Raw genomic sequence first — 16,826 nt, 5'->3', positions numbered from 1 at the left:
AGGACGAGTCCTGCCGACCATCTCCAACCCGTTATCTTTATAGTAATAATTTTCCTGGGCTGCCCTTTGCTTCAGCGGAAAGACCTCTGCTTAGGGGAAATACTTTTGCGTTTCGGTGTTCGTTCTGCGTTTCTACTATTCTGTGTCGTTTCTTAGTTAACGCCTGTTTTTGCTGGTCTGTTTACTGCTCTGCTGTTTAATGCCCGGTATCTTGTTCGACGATTTTTTGTCCATCAGTTCGTATTCCGGTTCGTACACCAGTTCGTTCACCAGTTCGTTCACCAGTTCGCTCACCAATGAGGCGATGGTTTATTCAGAATCCGCCCGCCTCATTGCCGCCGGTATGACAGTTAAAATGTGCAAGATGCACTGGGTTATTGTTCTTGTTTAAACAGCTGATCCAGTTTTTGCTCGTAATCGTGGTAGCCCAAATAGTGATACAGATCTTCACGAGTCTGCATTTGATCCACAACATTACGCTGATGGCCATCTTTGAGCAGATGCTCATACACATTCAATGCGGCTTTGTTCATCGCGCGGAACGCCGACAATGGGTACAACACCATATCAACACCGCATTCAGCCAGCTCTTCACCACTGAATAACGGTGTTTTGCCGAACTCCGTAATGTTGGCGAGAATTGGCACCTTCACGGCTTCCGAGAATTGCTTATATTGCTCCAGGGTGTTGATCGCCTCTGGAAAAATCATGTCAGCCCCGGCTTCAACACAGGCGATGGCACGTTCGATTGCTGCATCCATGCCTTCAACAGCCAGCGCATCGGTACGAGCCATAATGACGAAGTTCTCATCAATTCGCGCATCCACAGCGGCTTTAATGCGATCCACCATTTCCTGCTGACTGACAATGGCTTTGTTTGGACGGTGTCCACAACGCTTTTGTGCCACCTGATCTTCCATGTGTACCGCTGCTGCACCGCTGCGTTCCATCTCTTTAATGGTACGGGCAATGTTGAAAGCCCCACCGAAACCAGTATCAATATCAACCAGCAATGGTAGTGACGAAGCGGCTGTAATGCGGCGTACATCTTCGATGACGTCATTCAAGGTCGTGATACCCAGATCCGGTAACCCATACGAAGCATTAGCGATACCGCCACCAGACAGGTAAATGGCCTGATGGCCAACCTGCTCAGCCATCATGGCGCAATATGGGTTGATCGTTCCGACGATCTGTAGCGGATGATTTTTGGCAACGGCCTCGCGAAAGCGTTTCCCTGGGCTCATGAGACTTTCTCCTTATCCTGAGTGAGTTTTTGTTCAATCAATTGGCGGCTGCGCATAATGTGGCGCCGCATAAGTAATTCAGCCAACTCTCCGTCCCGCTCTTTCAGGGCGTTGAGCAAATGGAAATGCTCTTGCAGTGCCTGTTGCGGGCGGGAATGTGAACGTTGTGACTGATAGCGATACATTCGTAGTAAGTGGTACAGTTCACCACACAGCAGGCTGATGAGCTTACTGTTTCGGCTTGCCTTAATGATGCGGTAGTGGAAATCAAAATCTCCCTGCTGGTGAAAATAGGATTCCCCATCGACCTCTTCGATATGTTGCTGGTGCGTTTCCAGCAGCTTCTCTAATGCCAGAATTTCTTCATCTGAAATGTGCAGGCACGCAAGCCGCGCTGCCATTCCTTCCAGCGCTTCACGCACTGCATAGATATCAATCAGCTTTTCCTGACTGAGTTCGACAACGCGTGCCCCTACATGAGGAATACGCTCAACCAAACCCAGAGCTTCAACCCGCATCATGGCCTCACGCAGCGGACCGCGGCTTACGCCAAAACGCTTTGCGACATCGGCTTCAGAAATTTTACAGCCAGCCGGATACTCCCCTTTAACGATCAAGTCGATTAGCTGTTCGGTCAGACTGGCAGACTTGGTGCCTTCTTTCTCAGTCGCCAGGTTGTCGACACTTTGTAGTTTTTGACTAAGTAGGCTCATCATAATTGTCAACAATTGGTTAACTTAATCTCAAATTTAGTCCAAACCACGACCACAAACAAGCACATTGTTTACAATTGGCACTAGACCTTAGTCTGTATTGTCGACAATGTGATCTAATAAGTAGGTTGAAATGCAACCAGATTAGATTCGTTTCATTGCCGAACAAAAGAAAGGACATAAGATGACAGGCGATAAGTAGGCGGCGCGCAGTAAAACTGCCCTTAGCCTTACTGCAAAGCCCAAAGGTTCGAGAATGATGACTGAAACAATGAATACATTGAACGTATCCAAAAGGCGAAATAGGAAGACTAAGATGGAAATGGAAATGGAAATGGAAATGGAAAAGTAGCTATGAATGAGATAGGAAAATCGCAATACAGGGAAAAATAGAGGATAAAAAAAGCGAAAGACAGTCACTCCTGTCTTCCGCTTTACGGCTTCACTGGCTGTAATACAGTGCCAACATTCATTTAGTCCATACGCTTAGAATCGATATCATCTAAGGATACGTTACAAAGCCTCAGGCTGTCGCACTCATGCGGTAGCGACCGATTCGGTTGTGAGAGGTTTAGGTTTACGCTGAGCGAGTGCCACACCGGCCAGCACCATAAGCCCACCGACATAATGATACGCCTGGAGTTGTTCGCTGAGCATGACACTTGCGATCAACGCCGTTAAGACCGGCATCAGGTTCATGAACATTGCACAGCGATCCGCGCCAAGCAGCTCAATCCCTTTTAACCATCCCCATGGTGCCAGCACCGAAGCAGGCAGAGCTGCGTACATGATCAGTGGCAAACTCTCGCCCGTAATAGCGATTCGCTCACTACTGAGCAGCATCGGCGTCAGCATCATGACCGCAAACAATCCCTGAACATAGACAGATTGCCAGTTATTAATCGGCATTCGCCAGCGTTTTAGCAACACACTGTATAGCGCATAGACAAAGGCTGCGAGCAGAAGCAATCCGTCACCCTGGCTGATTCCCTGATCTGCAAGATTACTTATCTCGCCATGACTTAGCATGAACACCAGCCCAGCCAGCGACAGCACGGCGCCGACAATCGCCATTGGCAGCAAGCGTTGTGCGAGCAAGGGTACACTCAGAAACATACTCATCAGCGGTACCAGTGAAACAATCAACGCCATGTTCGTGGCTGTGGTTGTCGATGCGGCAAAATAGCCCAGAGACTGGTTCAACACCATGCCCAGTAAAGCCAGAAATGCCAGCTTGCTCAAATGAGGTTTAATCACATGACGCATCCGCCATACTGATGGTAGAACAAACGGAGTCAACGCCAGCATGGCAAAAAACCAGCGATAAAAAGAGATCGCTCCCGGATCAATCACACTGGAAGATAATTTGTTTACGATGGCATTCCCTGACCATATAAAGACAGTAACAAGCGGAAAAATGTAAAACATGGTTTGCCTTATTATGGAGAATTGTGTGATGAAATCATCAACTGACACTTATTGTTACACGTCAGTTTAGAAATAAATATCGGTAAAAAGACATCTTGAATTGATGGTCGGACATTGCCACATAACAGTGCCCAGCACATCCTCTTAGGAAAAACCGAGAGGAGTTTGTGAACAGTCATAACCGTCTGATTTATAGTGGAGTAAAGAATTTATGCAGAGCACTGGCAGACCATTGAACACATTCATTCCGCAAAAGAAAGAGTGCGCCTTCTAACGGGAAATTTGACAAAGATTACAGGATCACACTTTCAGCATCCCGCAATTGACCCGTCCCTTATATCCTTCTAACTTTCAACCTGGTCTGACCAGAGTACACATTAACGCATCTCCCTACCGGCCATGAGCTGTACCTCACTGAAAAAGGATATTTCAATGCGTAAAAACCTGAAAACTTATCAACGACTTTCCCTGCTCCCCATGGGGAAACAATTGTTTTCATTCATCGTCTGTCGTGTCGCGCCTTATTTTGCCAGCATTCGCCCTCAAATCACGTCGCTGCGTCCCGGATTCGCAGAGGTACAAATCAAAAAACGCCGCCGAGTGACCAACCACATCAACACGGTTCATGCGATTGCGATGTGCAATATGGCGGAACTAGCCGGAGGGATGATGACGGATGTTTCCGTCCCGATAAAAAGCCGCTGGATTCCGGTCGGTATGACGGTGGAATACCTGAATAAAGCCAAAACCGATCTGACAGCTCACGCTCAGGGCGAACATATTAACTGGGAGACTGAGGGTGATAAAATTGTGCCAGTCGAAGTCAGAGACCAAAACGGAGAAATGGTTTTTCGCGCTGAAATTACGATGAACGTCAGACATTAACACGAGAAACGTATCTTTCAGGAAGAGTTACTGCCCGGGGTTTAGCACCCCGGCAGAAAACAGACTTTTACATGGTGCGAATCTGTATAACACGCATTAAAGTCGAGTGGGGTTCGTCGGTAGACCTACTATTTAGCCGACGATTTTGACTTTGTCTTTCGCGTCAGACTCCGGCAACCATGAAAACATGTGAGAAAACAGTTCTTCTTTTGACGGCTTTTTCAGTTTGCCATGAATCAGCGGACTCATATCCATCAAATGTTCAATGCGGGCTGTCGGCTCATAGGGCTCGTCAAACTTGCGCCAAAGCGGAGAGTGTTTGACATAAAATCCAGCGGCCGATACCGCCTCATCAAACGAGTCATGCTCAGAGATTTTACGCGGATTATCCCAGGTGGAGCCATCAAGCACGAACACGCCGATGGCACCGGTTTCTTCATAATAAAGTTCGTCTATGTAGGGTACGTTCCACCAGCGTTTAAGTTCTTCTTTTGAACGTTGTTCATTCAACCTGTCGTGACAGGGAAATTCGGGTTCGGTTTCCTTATTCTTCACCGGAATACGGTTTGTGGTAAATTCCATAGCCAACCAAATGCATATTTTTATTTTGTTAGAAGTGTTATGCACTTGATAAATAATGTCAATTGTTAAACCTAATTTTCCGAATTTGTCATCTGGCTGTCACAAGTGCCTGTTTCGCAGGAATTCCTCGATGGGCAAACAAAAAACAGGTATCACATTGCTTGGCAGAAGTGAGTCCTTACCATCACGGTTGAGGTATTATTTGTTCGCAGATTGGTTCAGCTCGGGCAGGAACATGGTTCTTGCCAGCCTTGCCAGGTTATAGGCATCGTCATAACCCGAATGCTGACGCCCTTCCCACTCCAGGCCAGCCATTTTCATCGCAGCGCGCTGACCACAACGGCGATTGGTGACATGGCGCTGTAACCTGAACATAGTGGCCAGATTGATGTACTCATGGAATGGAACATTTAGCCCTTTTTCCTCGCACTCCTGACGCAAGATCAAATCATCCCGTCCCCAGGCAGCATAAATCTTATGTCGGCCACCAAACTTCTGCTCAACCGACTTCAGAATTGTTGCCAGTGGCTTGCCATTTTTTGCAACGACTTCCGGTTTAATACCTGTCAGCTCGGTGCAGAATGGCGAAATTTCATCATGTTCCGGTAAAACGAAATGTTGAGCTCGCCGGACAATCTCACCGCTCGACAGATCCAGCTCGGCAACACCGATCTCTATGATCTCTCCTGTTCTCGACTCGCGGCCATCATTCCAACAACACATTTCGAGGTCAAAACAGACAATACGGTTAAAATTCATCTTACTTCCGGACATCACACAAAAACTGGCACGAAGGATAGCATTTAGGGGCGTTTTCGCCAAAGGTGACCGCCCCTAATGCTCAGATATTATCCTTCAGGCAGAACTTTTACTTTCATCATTGCCTCCAGCGGAATGATCTGTGCTGCCGCCTGAATATCCTTCACCGTCAATGCTTTCAGTGCAGGCATCACCAGCTTCTCATTTTCCACTTCGTCAGGCGCACTGTAAGCCGTTGAGGCAACACTTAGCCAGTAGCCATTATCCTGCTGCATCAGAGCAAACTTCTCCAGCAATGGACCCAGAGCACGGGTCAGCTCATCTTCCGACACCTTACCCTGACGAATGTCCTGCAAAATCGTCGGATACGCAGAGAGAATATCATCAACCCGGCTTAGCTCAGTATTGCTGTGCAATGCCAGGTAACCAAAGTTTTTAATGGAGCCAGACTGAAAGCGTTCGACCCACGGTGAGTAAGACGCCCCCGCCTGCTCTCGGACGGTTTTATTGAGTTTTAGCTGCGCCACTTCCTGCAGAGCCTGGAACACCAACAATTGCTGGAAATCCATTGCATCCGGAATTGGCCAGTAAGCCGAAGCCAGCGCAGTATGGCTTTCTCCCTGATGGTACAATCGCTGCTCATCGACCAGATAAGGACGAAGCGTTTGATTCACCTGATGTTTAGGTTCCTGCGCCTTCACCTTGAGCGCACCAAATGTTTCCCCAACCAGCTTCACCGCACGGGCTGGAGTAATATCACCGACCAGCGCGATTTCAATCGGCCCTTCAGTTAGCGAACGACTGACAAACTCTTGCAGATCAGAGAGTTGCTTACCTTCAAGTTCTTGCGGCGTCGCCACGCCAATTCTCGGATCATTCTGGCGCATCAGCTGGCTGATCGCCGCCATCTCCAGAGACTCAGGGGACTGATACAGTCCCTGCCAGTAAGCACTAACATGCTGCTCCGCAAAATCCATCCCCTCCTGGCGATACGCCGGGTGAGTAAAGAAAGCCGCGTAGAGTTTCAGTTGCTCACTAATCGCTTCTCGCGTTGAACGGTAGCTACCGACAATCGCATCCTCATTGAGATTCAGGTTCATGCCTAACGACTTACCCGTCAGTATTCCCCTTAACTCATTCATATCATGTGCCTGTAAGCCCCCGGTAACAAAACCGGTATTGAACAAGGTGATCAATGCAGCTTGCTCCGGTGGCAATTCCTGCCACCCTCGGCCAACCCGAACATTCAGGTAAACCACGTTCTTTTCCAGATCCGTTGGCTTCACATTCAGCACCACACCATTGTCGAAACGATACGACACGATGTCTCCGAATGCCGACTGTTTTACCTGCTTGGCTTTACCGGGCTTACCGAAATACTGGTAGGCAAATTCAGTGGTCTGCTTTTCGCTGAACGAGGTGACTGGCTGAGCCTGACTGTGCTCATAAGCGGCAAGCATTGCCTTTTCCAACGCGTCTCTCGGGTCCTGACCTTCCTGTATTTCTCCCGCGACGGAATCAGCAAGGTGAAGACGGGCCGGTGATGCCGTCAGCATCTGGCGCATCATCTGGTTCACGGCTTCCGTCGTGATACGATCCTGATGCTGCTCAAACAGTGCCAGTTCATCCTCAGTACTGATAATCACCCGGCGATTATTCAAACCGTTAACAATTTGTTCCGCATAACTCAGGCTGGAAAAATCGTCTGACTGACTGACGTTGTTTTTCAAGTCCTGCTGTAGGCTGGTGATCTGTCGGGCGATTTCCTGTTGCGTAAAACCATGCTGTACCACCTGGCGGATTGTCTGCTCCAGCAATTGCAGACCGGCGGCCCATTCGCCGGGACGCGTGCCGACCGAGACGGAAAACACATCATTCATGGTCAGCTCTGTCATGTTGCTGACATCCGGGTCCATCAGACGCCCCTGACTGGTCAATGTTTGAGTTTCCAACCGGTACATCAGTGCATTCATCCCGATAAAACGAACAAATTCATTGACCCGACGCTCGGTGTCATCGGTAACGGAGCGTGCTGAGTCAGCCGTGCCCGGCTGTATCAGGTTGATACCGATTCGCGGTGTGACAGCCGAATCCAGAAATGCCAATGCTTCAACGTTTTCAGGCAGCATAGCGGCTTGCAGTGAACTGCTATGCTGGAACGGCTGTTCAGGCACCCAACCCGAAAAATAATGGCGAATACGCGCTTGCAGGGCCTTTTCGTCGAAATCACCGGCAATAACCAGCGTCATATTTTTCGGGTGATAATTTTGCGCGTAAAAGTCACGCAGGTTTTTCTGAGTGGTACTGCGAATGCCTGCCTCCGTGCCAATCGGCAGGCGATCGTATAATCCCGCGTCCTGATAAATATACTGTCCCCACTCCACCAAATTCGCCAGACCAGCCGTGTTGCTTTCCCGGTGTTCGGCCAGAATAACCGGCTTCTCACGTTCAATGGCTTCAGGACTCAGGGTCAGTTCGGACGCGGTTTCACGCAGTAAAAACAACGCTGTATTAAGGCTTTCTTGGTCATTTTTCGGCAGATCTAATTTATAAACGGTGTAAAACAAATCAGTGGTTGCGTTGGTATCGGCACCAAATGCCAACCCGTGTCGCTCCAGCATTTCGATCATCTGACCTTCCGGCACATTGGTTGAGCCATTGAACGCCATATGTTCAAGGAAATGAGCCACGCCCGGTACATTCCCGTTTTCCTGTAATGAACCGGCATTGACCCATAAACGCATCACAACTGACTGCTTGGGCTTGCGGTTTGGCACCAGCACAATACGCATGCCATTGGACAACACATAACTTTGTACTTTTTTGTCCAGCTTCAAATCAGTCTGGGTATACCAAAGCGGCGATTGAGACTCAGCAGCGGCCTGAGTGATTCCGCCAAACAGTGAAGAAACGATGAGGAGGAGGCAAGCTCCTCGCCTTGGTGAAAATTTCATGAGGCTCCTTGAAGACATGGTGGTGACAAACTTGTGACCACAAAATTTTAAACACCGTTCAAATAAGAGCATTATCTTACCCTTATGCCAAAAGTCGAGTAACTTTTTGTATGGATTTTTCCCCTTCAATTAAATTAATGGTCACAATCAACAATTGCGCTTGCCAAACTATGCTGCCGGTGTCATAACTTAGTCATTGCAGGTCTTCGGACTGGTTTTTTATAGTGACAATTACCTTATTTTTTATTTTGTAATCAGTAAGGTAACAATAAAAAATGCCAAAAAGTGGATGTTTTTTGGTCTGATTTATCAATAGCGGCTTTATCCGCAATCGGTTCACGGAAAGATGGATATAAGAAAAGCGATACCCGAAGATGCCAGCAGGATCAGTGAGTTACTCCAATCCTTAGCTAAAAAGTTCATCCTTCCAACGTGTGAACCGCAAGTGCACGCTCACCTTTTAGCCTCCATGTCTGAACAGGCCATCCAACAGAATCTCCAAGACGGTTTTTTATACCTGGTAATAGACGGCCCTGATCAACAGCTTATTGCCACTGCGGGACTCAGAGATCGCTCGCACCTATATCACCTTTTTGTTCACGAAAATTTCGGTAAACAGGGTATTGCCCGTCAACTCTGGCAAGCCATACTCCATGAAACGCTGACTTCTGAGCATAACGGTGAATTCACCGTGAACTCTGCCCTGCACGCTGAAGGGCTATATCGCAAGTTGGGCTTTGCTCGCACCGAGGGCATTCGCCATCGTCACGGCATGGTGGATATACCGATGAAACTGACCATTGATCTCCGACAGTGGCGCACTGAGCCATCAGACACACACCAGCTAACCAGCATTTAGGCATGCACAGCCAAGGCACTAACAACGATGACGCCGTAACGGACGTCAACTGGAAATCAGCACACAAATGATGGGAACCGGCTGGATGCCGCCATACCTGACAGGACGACATGAAACTCTCGATTTCTCAGACACTGACATTACAGCCATTAAATCTCCGCCATGCTCAACCCTTGCTGGCTGCGGTCAACGCCAGTCGAGAAGATCTTGGCAAGTTTCTGCCTTGGGTAAATACCGTCAAAGCCCCCTATCAGGCTCAAGCCTACATTCTGGCCAGAACACATTCGAATACCGCGGGTGCACTTTGGTTTGCTATTTATGATGGTCAGACATTTTGCGGAGTTTTCGGTATTAAAGGGATTCACCCGGTGAAAAAGGTCGCTGAAATAGGTTATTGGTTGACTATCGAAGCCAGAGGGAAAGGCATTGTCCGCCAGATTTTGAAAGAGGCTATTGCGTATCTGACTCAACAGACAACGGCAAAAATCGTAGAGCTGCGCTGCCATGATGAAAACAAGGCCAGCATTGCCGTTGCCCTGCATGCAGGAGCCCGCTTCACCGGATACGATGAGTCACCAACAAAATTGGGTAAATACCAGATTTCCTTAGTTGATGCGGTTGATTGAAGTAACTAAAAAAGCAACTGATTAAAGCGGCCAGGAAAAGCGGAGATCTCACGCGACATATAGGTGTCCTGACCAACCTAAAAATCGCTGGCTACATGAAGGTAGCCGCAGCACAAACGAGCGGCGTCAGATGCCATTTGTCAATTTTTTGACAGAAAAACGAAATGTAGTTGTAACGGTATAGCGAAAACACGGTGTTTACGACATATTCATGAAAAGAGGCTCAGGACTCCGCCATGAAGTGAGCTAGCAGTCGATTTCGATGCCGACTTGCTGATGACTAGGTACCAACTAGCTGAATCTAGTGTTTCGCGTTGACGCTCACAATGGAAGAGGCTACGTGTGAAGACAGGCATACCATTGAAAATTTAAGAGTTATCGGTGAGAAAACAACTTTTTAGTCAGCGAGACGATAGAAAAATAGTGGGCGTGGCAATACGCACTTTATGCTGGTTGTGCATGGCTCTTATTATTGGCTGCAGCGACGTTGTTAACGAGCACTATGACAACTACACCGACGCGGTTCAGGCTGGCTTATTTGAACGGGGTTGGTTACCCGGCATTTTGCCTGACAGTGCGACAGAGATACATGCGTCCAATCAGCTCGATAAGAATACTGCGGAAGGGTATTTTCATCTTCCTGAACAGGCTTTAACTGAATTCATCAGCCGGTTAACACCGGTCGCGGATCAAGCGGCATCAGACGCGTCACCGCAAACGAGCAACAACGGTAACAGCTTTCAGTATTTTATCAATAATGATATCTGGACGTTTACTATTTATGACAATGGCAACGTCAGCTATACCCTGAAACAGACTGATACAAGCAACAATAAGTAACCACCTAGCGTAGTGCCTGTCCCTGACCACAGAAGACACCAGAAACTGACGCTTCACATATTAATGACAATAGAAGGGTCCCTTTATGGAAAACTTATCAAGTTACATCCTTGCCATTCATCAGCCAGACGCGCGCTTCGCGATCACCAACGCTGTTTCTCATACCCGAATGGAAAAAGAGGCAGACATTGAAGTCGAAGAGCAGGAGACTGTTTACACCTTCGAGAACGGGGTTGTCATTCGCTACACCATTGAAAACAGCACAGAATTAACGGAGCAATCCTGTGATGAATGCTGGGTCACCTATGAAGTGCTCGACAACCTAAACCTGGTTTCGCCTAAACGCAAAACTTTTTATAACCGTTGTCAGGAAACATTCTGGCTGGAAACACATCAGCTGCGAGCCGCCCTGGACTAACCGCTCCCTTTCATGAGACCGGCATTGTACAGATGGGCTCATTATTGTCTGATGGAAACATAAAGTCTGATGGAAGCATAAAGTCTGATGGAAACATAAAGTCCGATGGAAGCATAAAACCTGATGAAAGCAACGCGTCAGTATCAGACTCGGTGAGACAAACAGGATGTGACAGCCGGAAGGGTAACATCCGGTATCAGGAGAGAATACATGGAAGCGCTCGACGAACGAATATGGATCGCAGACGGCGGAACAGTGCCGTTTTTTACGCTTCCCTACTCCACTCGCATGACAGTAGTGAAGCTCGACGACGGCAGTCTCTGGATTCACAGCCCCATCAAGCTGTCCGCAGACCTGTATCAGGCTCTGAATGAGCTGGGAGACGTTCGATATCTGATTGCGCCCAACCATTTACATCACCTTTTCCTGGAGGAGTGGCAAACGGCTTTTCCTCAAGCAGACACCTATGGCACACAGGAAGTGATAGCAAAACGGCAGGATCTTTCTTTCACCGGAGAACTGGTCACCAAGGAAACGTACCCGTGGTCACAGGAAATCCACCAAGTGCTGTTTACCGGCTCCCCTGTCATGCAAGAGTGCGTGTTTTTTCACTCCCCCAGTCAAACCCTTATCGTTACCGACCTCATTGAAAACTTCTCGCCAGACGCGTTTAATGCCTGGCAGCGAATACTGGCGAAAGGCACGGGTATTTTGGCCCCAAACGGTAAAATGCCCATCGACTGGCGGCTGAGTTTTATGTGTCGAAAACAGGAAGCCCGTGCTCATATGCTGCACATTCTGGCCTGGCAGCCGAAACGTATTGTCCTGGCCCACGGCGAGATCATCCGAGGTAATGCCACCGCGTTTTTAAAACACTCTTTCAGCTGGTTAAAGGTGTAACGAGTTATTGTTAAGGCCCGCAAGAAAAACGTTTTTACTCCTCTACCCCACAAAGCAAAAAAGCGCCCGAAGGCGCTTTTTTACATGTTTCAAGCCGTTTGAATTGTCTACCGACGTTTTACCGGCTACCGTCAAACGAGTCCAAGATTCACTGCGTGACCATGCATCCGTTACAGTAGGCTGTCCGATTCCACAAAGTTCAGCTCGGTTTCCTTCATCGGATCCAGCGTGATTTCTTTACGTTGCCCTTGCGGATTCTCAATGATGATGTTTTCGTCATAATTCACCGGATCATCATCTTCGGCATTACAAGTGAATGCGACGGTGTAGTTACCGCCCGGCAGATAACCGAAGGCATAAGAACCATCCACATCAACGCTGGCCGACGCATATGGCATTACAGCGTTGTCAGGCAACGGACGGGCTGAATCGAAATACTCATCGTTAGGATCCATATTGTCGCTCAGCATGCTATCAGTATGACCATGCCCTTCGTACAGGTAAACGTAGTTACCGGACTCCGCCAGACATTCACCCATAGAAAACAGGTTAACATCGACTTTACCCCACAAGGAAGCCGCCGCCTGATTATCAATAATAGTCACGCCATGTGGTTTCAGGTTAAAGCCGCTGTTGTTTGACTCATTGCCACGTAACACCAGAGATTTGCGCAGATCAAATTCAATCGTGAAGCTCTGAACAGCTTCGGCATCAACTTCAAACCCACCCAGACGAAGCTTATTACTCGGAATTTTTAAATCATAGTGGCCATCTTCACCATCAACCCAGTTCATATTTCCTGGTTTGGTATGAATAATCAGCTCTTTGTAAGTACCAACCGGCAGTTCCTGAGAGGTAATAATCAGCTTAGAGTTTGTCCCCTGGTAATCCAAAAGATTCAACTGCTGGTAATCGTTGCCATCGCTGTCCGTGTCAACATCAATGAAATAGGACTGGCCATTTTCATGTTTGAGTTCTAGCTGGTCAAACGCGATAGTCACATCCCATAGCGAGTCAACCGGAGCATCCGAGACGCTAAATGACACTTTAGCTGTTGATTGGCCATCGCCACCATCACTGCCACACGCTGAAAGCAGAAGGGCCGTTGCAAACACAGGTACTGTTTTGTAGATATTCATCAATCAATCTCCTTTTATGATGAAAGTCTAAAGGCTCTCTGTTTCCGTTTTCAAATACGCCAGATTGAATTAACAAACAAATGACACAATAAGTGATGTCTCTGGCAAAAAATGCACATTGAAGAAAACAACTGGCTCACCGCTTATTCAACCAGCCGCAAAGACCAAAAGCGCATAATAAAATGCACTTGCCAACCTCATATTCGAGCAGTAACGTACCAGTGTTTCCTCTCATCTTTGGTTCATTATGAGCAACGTTTACCAGCCACTTTACGATAATCATTGCCCGCCCGGAGAAGTCTTCTTCGGCCATGAGGTGTTTTTACCTAACACATCAACGCCAAACCACAGCCATCCGTGGGGACAATTGCAGATCATCAACGGCGGCATTCTAGAACTAAAAGCTGAGAGCAAACGCTTTCTTTCACCTTCTCAGTATGCCGTTTGGGTGCCTGCGGGTATTCCGCATGAAAGCTACATGCGACGCAGCCTGAATTACTGCTCGATGAATATTTGTGAAGCTCTGTCAGCTCCCATGCCGTCATATACCTGCCTGCTGGAAGTCAGCCCGATTATGGAAGCCATTATTACCGATTTGAGCAACCGACGTATCCGAGTGCCGGAAACAGAACAAGACAAGCGCTTGGTGAGTGTGCTGTTAGATCAGGTTTATCAGGCGAAAGAACACGAGCAGTTTTTACCTACCAGTGACGATAAATTACTCCAACCCATTTTGAACGAACTGGAACGTCACCCGACCACGGATAAAAACCTGAAAGACTGGGCAGATGATCTTCATACGACCGAACGCACTCTGGCTCGCCATTGCCAGGATAAATTGGGAATGAGTTTTACTGAGTGGCGTCAGCGGCGCAAGTTTCTTTATTCGCTACAGCTATTACGCAAAGGGTTGTCGGTAAAAGAAATTGCACTGACGCTGGGCTATCATCAGGCCTCCCCTTTCATTACGCTTTTTAAGAAACATGCCCAATGCACACCGGAGCAGTACAGGCAAAAGTTCGCTCCGACAAAAGGATAATGTTGGCCGTTCCTGCTCTGATCCGACTACGTTCTGAACTGACTACGTTTTGAGCCGACAAAGTTCTAAAATGACAAAGCCCTAAGATGACAAAGCTCTATGTCAACTGAGCTCTGAGCTGGCAATATCTGAGCCAATCAGGTTCCTAACAATCAGATTCCTAACAGATAGCGCTTTGGGCTGTAATAAAATGAACTCCAGAGCGTGAACGGCAGTAAAGTAAACGAGGGTTAAGGCGACCTCAAAGCGCACACTCATCAAAACGCATCCTCACCAACAGAACATCCCCACAAACGTTTTCTCGGGAAGTTTCAGCTTGTTTAAACCTGCCACAACACAGGCAGAAGCACGAAGTATCAACGTAATTATTCCAGACACTTATCAGAAACAAATAATACGTTCTGGGTACACAATTTCAATTTTCGACTAGGTTTAATAAACAGCGTTAAAGCTCTCCCTCTTTTAAAGGAGTTTTGATAATGAAACGATTCCTAGTGGCGACCTTGGTAACGGCTATATCAACAAGCCTTTACGCCGCCGACCCCAAGCCTGCAACAGACACCACAAAACAGGTTAATCAGTCGTTACTTGAGTCACTTCCGTTCAGTGATAAAAAGGATTTTGAGAATGCCCAAAAAGGCTTAATCGCCAAGCAAGATACAGTCACAATTAAAAATGACAAAGGTGATGTAGTCTGGGATTTAGAAGCCTACAAAAAATACATCAGTCTGGATAAACCTGCCCCGGACAGCGTCAACCCCAGTTTGTGGCGTAATGCCCAGCTCAACATGATGAATGGCCTGTTCGAAGTCACCGATGGCATTTATCAGGTTCGTGGCTACGACTTATCAAACATCACCTTCATTAAAGGCGAAACCGGGTGGATTGTGTTTGATCCCCTGATTTCTCAGGAAACCGCCAAAGCCGCACTCGATTTCGTCAATGAGCAGCTCGGCGAGCGTCCGGTCGTTGCCGTCATTTACAGTCACAGTCATATCGACCACTTTGGCGGCGTGCGGGGTATCGTGAACGAAGAAGATGTCGCAGCCGGTAAAGTGCAGATTCTTGCCCCCGACCATTTCACTGAACATGCGGTATCAGAGAACGTTATCGCGGGTAATGCCATGGGGCGACGGGCGATTTACATGTACGGCGCATTGTTACCCCGTAACGAATTCGGTGGTGTCAACGGCGGTCTAGGGCAAACCACCTCAACCGGCCTCGCCACTCTGATAAAGCCCACTGATACCATCACCAAAACCGGAGATGAACGCACAATTGATGGCATCAAAATGGTATTCCAGTACACCCCGGGAACTGAAGCTCCCACCGAAATGAATACCTGGTTCCCAGATAAAAAAGCACTCTGGATGGCAGAGAATACCACTAATACGATGCATAACATTCTGACGCTGCGTGGCGCGCAAGTTCGTGATGCCCTGATTTGGTCCTCATTCCTGAACGAAACCATCGAAAAGTGGGGCGATCAGGTTGAAGTCAAATTCCAGAGCCACCACTGGCCTATGTGGGGTAAGGAAGACATTGTTAACTACTTCAAAAAACAGCGCGACATGTACAAATATACCCATGATCAGACCGTACGACTGATGAACATGGGGTATATCGGTTCTGAAATTTCGGAAATGATCGCCTTCCCGGAATCATTAGACAAAAATTGGAGTACCCGGGGTTATTACGGCACGCTTCGCCACAACAGTCGCGCCGTGTATCAACGGTACATGGGCTGGTATAACGGTAATCCCTCTGATTTGAATAACCTGCCTCCTGCCGATGCGGCCAAAAAATACGTTGAATACATGGGAGGAGAAGACGCGGTCTTACAAAAAGCCCAAAGTGACTTTGATAAAGGTGAATACCGCTGGGTAGCCGAAGCGCTTAAACAGGTCGTGTTCGCCAACCCCGACAGTGAGAAAGGCAAAGCCTTATTGGCTGACACCTATGAACAGCTTGGTTATCAGGCTGAATCCGGCCCATGGCGCTCCGAATACCTACAAGGGGCCTTTGAGCTTCGCAACGGTGTTCCTAGCACCGGTGGGGTCGTTACCGCTTCACCAGACGTTATCAAAAACATGCCACCTACCATGCTGTTTGATTACCTGTCTGTGCGAATCAATCCGGAAAAAGCCGCCGGTAAAACATTCTCCATCAATATCGATTTCACCGATTTGAAAGAGAAATATACACTCAGTATGGAAAACTCAGTGCTGAACTATACCAGCAAAGTCGCAGATAAAGCCGATGCCAGCCTCACCCTGTCGAAGTCGACCCTGGATGATATTCAGCTAGGCAATATCACCCTCGAAAAAGCCATCGCAGATGGGGATGTTAAAGTGGACGGTGACAGCCAGGTATTCCAGGACTTTGTGGGCATGTTGGATAAGTTCGATTTCTGGTTCAACATTGTGACACCGTGAGA

Annotated in this window: 16 protein-coding genes; 8 read left to right on the top strand and 8 right to left on the bottom strand. The window is 47.9% G+C overall.

The genetic code is table 11. The annotated features are described in order from the left end of the window. Nucleotides 1-156: 156 nt before the first annotated feature. The 4 genes from PGW97_RS18420 to PGW97_RS18405 all read right to left on the bottom strand — a co-directional run bounded on the left by PGW97_RS18420 (nucleotide 157) and on the right by PGW97_RS18405 (nucleotide 3,388). A complete protein-coding gene (locus tag PGW97_RS18420; protein ID WP_273860389.1) occupies nucleotides 157-282 on the bottom strand; it encodes a hypothetical protein in 126 nt (41 codons plus the stop codon). Nucleotides 283-374: 92 nt separating this feature from the next. Further along, a complete protein-coding gene (prpB, locus tag PGW97_RS18415) occupies nucleotides 375-1,247 on the bottom strand; it encodes a methylisocitrate lyase (protein WP_273860388.1) in 873 nt (290 codons plus the stop codon). After that, nucleotides 1,244-1,960, bottom strand: a complete 717-nt coding sequence (locus PGW97_RS18410) for a GntR family transcriptional regulator (RefSeq protein ID WP_047884853.1) — start codon at nucleotides 1,958-1,960, stop codon at nucleotides 1,244-1,246. Before PGW97_RS18410 ends, prpB begins: the two co-directional genes overlap by 4 nt. Before the next feature lie 537 nt (nucleotides 1,961-2,497). Beyond that, complete coding sequence (locus PGW97_RS18405) at nucleotides 2,498-3,388, bottom strand: DMT family transporter (RefSeq protein WP_047884617.1); 891 nt, start codon at nucleotides 3,386-3,388, stop codon at nucleotides 2,498-2,500. 432 nt (nucleotides 3,389-3,820) lie between these two features. Between PGW97_RS18405 and PGW97_RS18400 the strand changes: the two genes are divergently transcribed. After that, a complete protein-coding gene (locus PGW97_RS18400) occupies nucleotides 3,821-4,273 on the top strand; it encodes a hotdog fold domain-containing protein (protein ID WP_273860387.1) in 453 nt (150 codons plus the stop codon). Nucleotides 4,274-4,405: 132 nt separating this feature from the next. On the opposite strand, the gene PGW97_RS18395 is transcribed toward PGW97_RS18400, so the two are convergent. The 3 genes from PGW97_RS18395 to PGW97_RS18385 form a co-directional block, all read right to left on the bottom strand. After that, a complete protein-coding gene (locus PGW97_RS18395) occupies nucleotides 4,406-4,855 on the bottom strand; it encodes a hypothetical protein (protein WP_047884618.1) in 450 nt (149 codons plus the stop codon). Between the two features lie 198 nt (nucleotides 4,856-5,053). Beyond that, entirely contained in the window at nucleotides 5,054-5,614 is a 561-nt protein-coding gene (locus PGW97_RS18390) for a 3'-5' exonuclease (protein ID WP_273860386.1), read from the bottom strand. Between the two features lie 89 nt (nucleotides 5,615-5,703). Further along, nucleotides 5,704-8,568, bottom strand: coding sequence for a M16 family metallopeptidase (locus PGW97_RS18385; protein WP_273860385.1), 2,865 nt, complete (start codon nucleotides 8,566-8,568; stop codon nucleotides 5,704-5,706). 469 nt (nucleotides 8,569-9,037) lie between these two features. Between PGW97_RS18385 and PGW97_RS18380 the strand changes: the two genes are divergently transcribed. The 5 genes from PGW97_RS18380 (at nucleotide 9,038) to PGW97_RS18360 (ending at nucleotide 12,211) form a co-directional block, all read left to right on the top strand. Beyond that, on the top strand, nucleotides 9,038-9,427 hold the full coding sequence (locus PGW97_RS18380) for a GNAT family N-acetyltransferase (protein ID WP_053061788.1): 390 nt from the start codon (nucleotides 9,038-9,040) through the stop codon (nucleotides 9,425-9,427). A gap of 110 nt (nucleotides 9,428-9,537) precedes the next feature. Continuing rightward, nucleotides 9,538-10,053: a GNAT family N-acetyltransferase gene (locus PGW97_RS18375; protein WP_053061772.1), complete on the top strand. Its 516-nt coding sequence runs from the start codon at nucleotides 9,538-9,540 to the stop codon at nucleotides 10,051-10,053. A gap of 459 nt (nucleotides 10,054-10,512) precedes the next feature. Continuing rightward, entirely contained in the window at nucleotides 10,513-10,893 is a 381-nt protein-coding gene (locus tag PGW97_RS18370; protein ID WP_273860384.1) for a hypothetical protein, read from the top strand. Nucleotides 10,894-10,978: 85 nt separating this feature from the next. Further along, nucleotides 10,979-11,311, top strand: coding sequence for a hypothetical protein (locus PGW97_RS18365; RefSeq protein ID WP_047884623.1), 333 nt, complete (start codon nucleotides 10,979-10,981; stop codon nucleotides 11,309-11,311). 210 nt (nucleotides 11,312-11,521) lie between these two features. Next, a complete protein-coding gene (locus tag PGW97_RS18360; RefSeq protein ID WP_273860383.1) occupies nucleotides 11,522-12,211 on the top strand; it encodes a DUF4336 domain-containing protein in 690 nt (229 codons plus the stop codon). A 170-nt stretch (nucleotides 12,212-12,381) separates the two neighbouring features. On the opposite strand, the gene PGW97_RS18355 is transcribed toward PGW97_RS18360, so the two are convergent. Continuing rightward, entirely contained in the window at nucleotides 12,382-13,350 is a 969-nt protein-coding gene (locus PGW97_RS18355) for a DUF4382 domain-containing protein (protein WP_273860382.1), read from the bottom strand. 247 nt (nucleotides 13,351-13,597) lie between these two features. Here PGW97_RS18355 and PGW97_RS18350 point away from each other — a divergent pair, with 247 nt between their 5' ends. After that, a complete protein-coding gene (locus tag PGW97_RS18350) occupies nucleotides 13,598-14,389 on the top strand; it encodes an AraC family transcriptional regulator (protein ID WP_273860381.1) in 792 nt (263 codons plus the stop codon). Between the two features lie 479 nt (nucleotides 14,390-14,868). After that, complete coding sequence (locus PGW97_RS18345) at nucleotides 14,869-16,824, top strand: alkyl/aryl-sulfatase (RefSeq protein WP_273860380.1); 1,956 nt, start codon at nucleotides 14,869-14,871, stop codon at nucleotides 16,822-16,824. The last annotated feature ends 2 nt before the right edge of the window (nucleotides 16,825-16,826 follow it).

The organism is Photobacterium sp. GSS17 (assembly GCF_028621875.1).
GTDB lineage: Bacteria > Pseudomonadota > Gammaproteobacteria > Enterobacterales > Vibrionaceae > Photobacterium > Photobacterium ganghwense.
Note: the sequence above shows the minus strand (reverse complement) of the source record. Positions and strands in the feature narration are given on the sequence as shown.

What these genes read in the sequence shown, in the direction of transcription:
- prpB (WP_273860388.1), bottom strand. Translation starts at nt 1,247, where the DNA reads ATGAGCCCAGGGAAACGCTTTCGCGAGGCCGTTGCCAAAAATCATCCG.
- PGW97_RS18410 (WP_047884853.1), bottom strand. Translation starts at nt 1,960, where the DNA reads ATGAGCCTACTTAGTCAAAAACTACAAAGTGTCGACAACCTGGCGACT.
- PGW97_RS18405 (WP_047884617.1), bottom strand. Translation starts at nt 3,388, where the DNA reads ATGTTTTACATTTTTCCGCTTGTTACTGTCTTTATATGGTCAGGGAAT.
- PGW97_RS18400 (WP_273860387.1), top strand. Translation starts at nt 3,821, where the DNA reads ATGCGTAAAAACCTGAAAACTTATCAACGACTTTCCCTGCTCCCCATG.
- PGW97_RS18395 (WP_047884618.1), bottom strand. Translation starts at nt 4,855, where the DNA reads ATGGAATTTACCACAAACCGTATTCCGGTGAAGAATAAGGAAACCGAA.
- PGW97_RS18390 (WP_273860386.1), bottom strand. Translation starts at nt 5,614, where the DNA reads ATGAATTTTAACCGTATTGTCTGTTTTGACCTCGAAATGTGTTGTTGG.
- PGW97_RS18385 (WP_273860385.1), bottom strand. Translation starts at nt 8,568, where the DNA reads ATGAAATTTTCACCAAGGCGAGGAGCTTGCCTCCTCCTCATCGTTTCT.
- PGW97_RS18380 (WP_053061788.1), top strand. Translation starts at nt 9,038, where the DNA reads ATGTCTGAACAGGCCATCCAACAGAATCTCCAAGACGGTTTTTTATAC.
- PGW97_RS18375 (WP_053061772.1), top strand. Translation starts at nt 9,538, where the DNA reads ATGAAACTCTCGATTTCTCAGACACTGACATTACAGCCATTAAATCTC.
- PGW97_RS18370 (WP_273860384.1), top strand. Translation starts at nt 10,513, where the DNA reads ATGGCTCTTATTATTGGCTGCAGCGACGTTGTTAACGAGCACTATGAC.
- PGW97_RS18365 (WP_047884623.1), top strand. Translation starts at nt 10,979, where the DNA reads ATGGAAAACTTATCAAGTTACATCCTTGCCATTCATCAGCCAGACGCG.
- PGW97_RS18360 (WP_273860383.1), top strand. Translation starts at nt 11,522, where the DNA reads ATGGAAGCGCTCGACGAACGAATATGGATCGCAGACGGCGGAACAGTG.
- PGW97_RS18355 (WP_273860382.1), bottom strand. Translation starts at nt 13,350, where the DNA reads ATGAATATCTACAAAACAGTACCTGTGTTTGCAACGGCCCTTCTGCTT.
- PGW97_RS18350 (WP_273860381.1), top strand. Translation starts at nt 13,598, where the DNA reads ATGAGCAACGTTTACCAGCCACTTTACGATAATCATTGCCCGCCCGGA.
- PGW97_RS18345 (WP_273860380.1), top strand. Translation starts at nt 14,869, where the DNA reads ATGAAACGATTCCTAGTGGCGACCTTGGTAACGGCTATATCAACAAGC.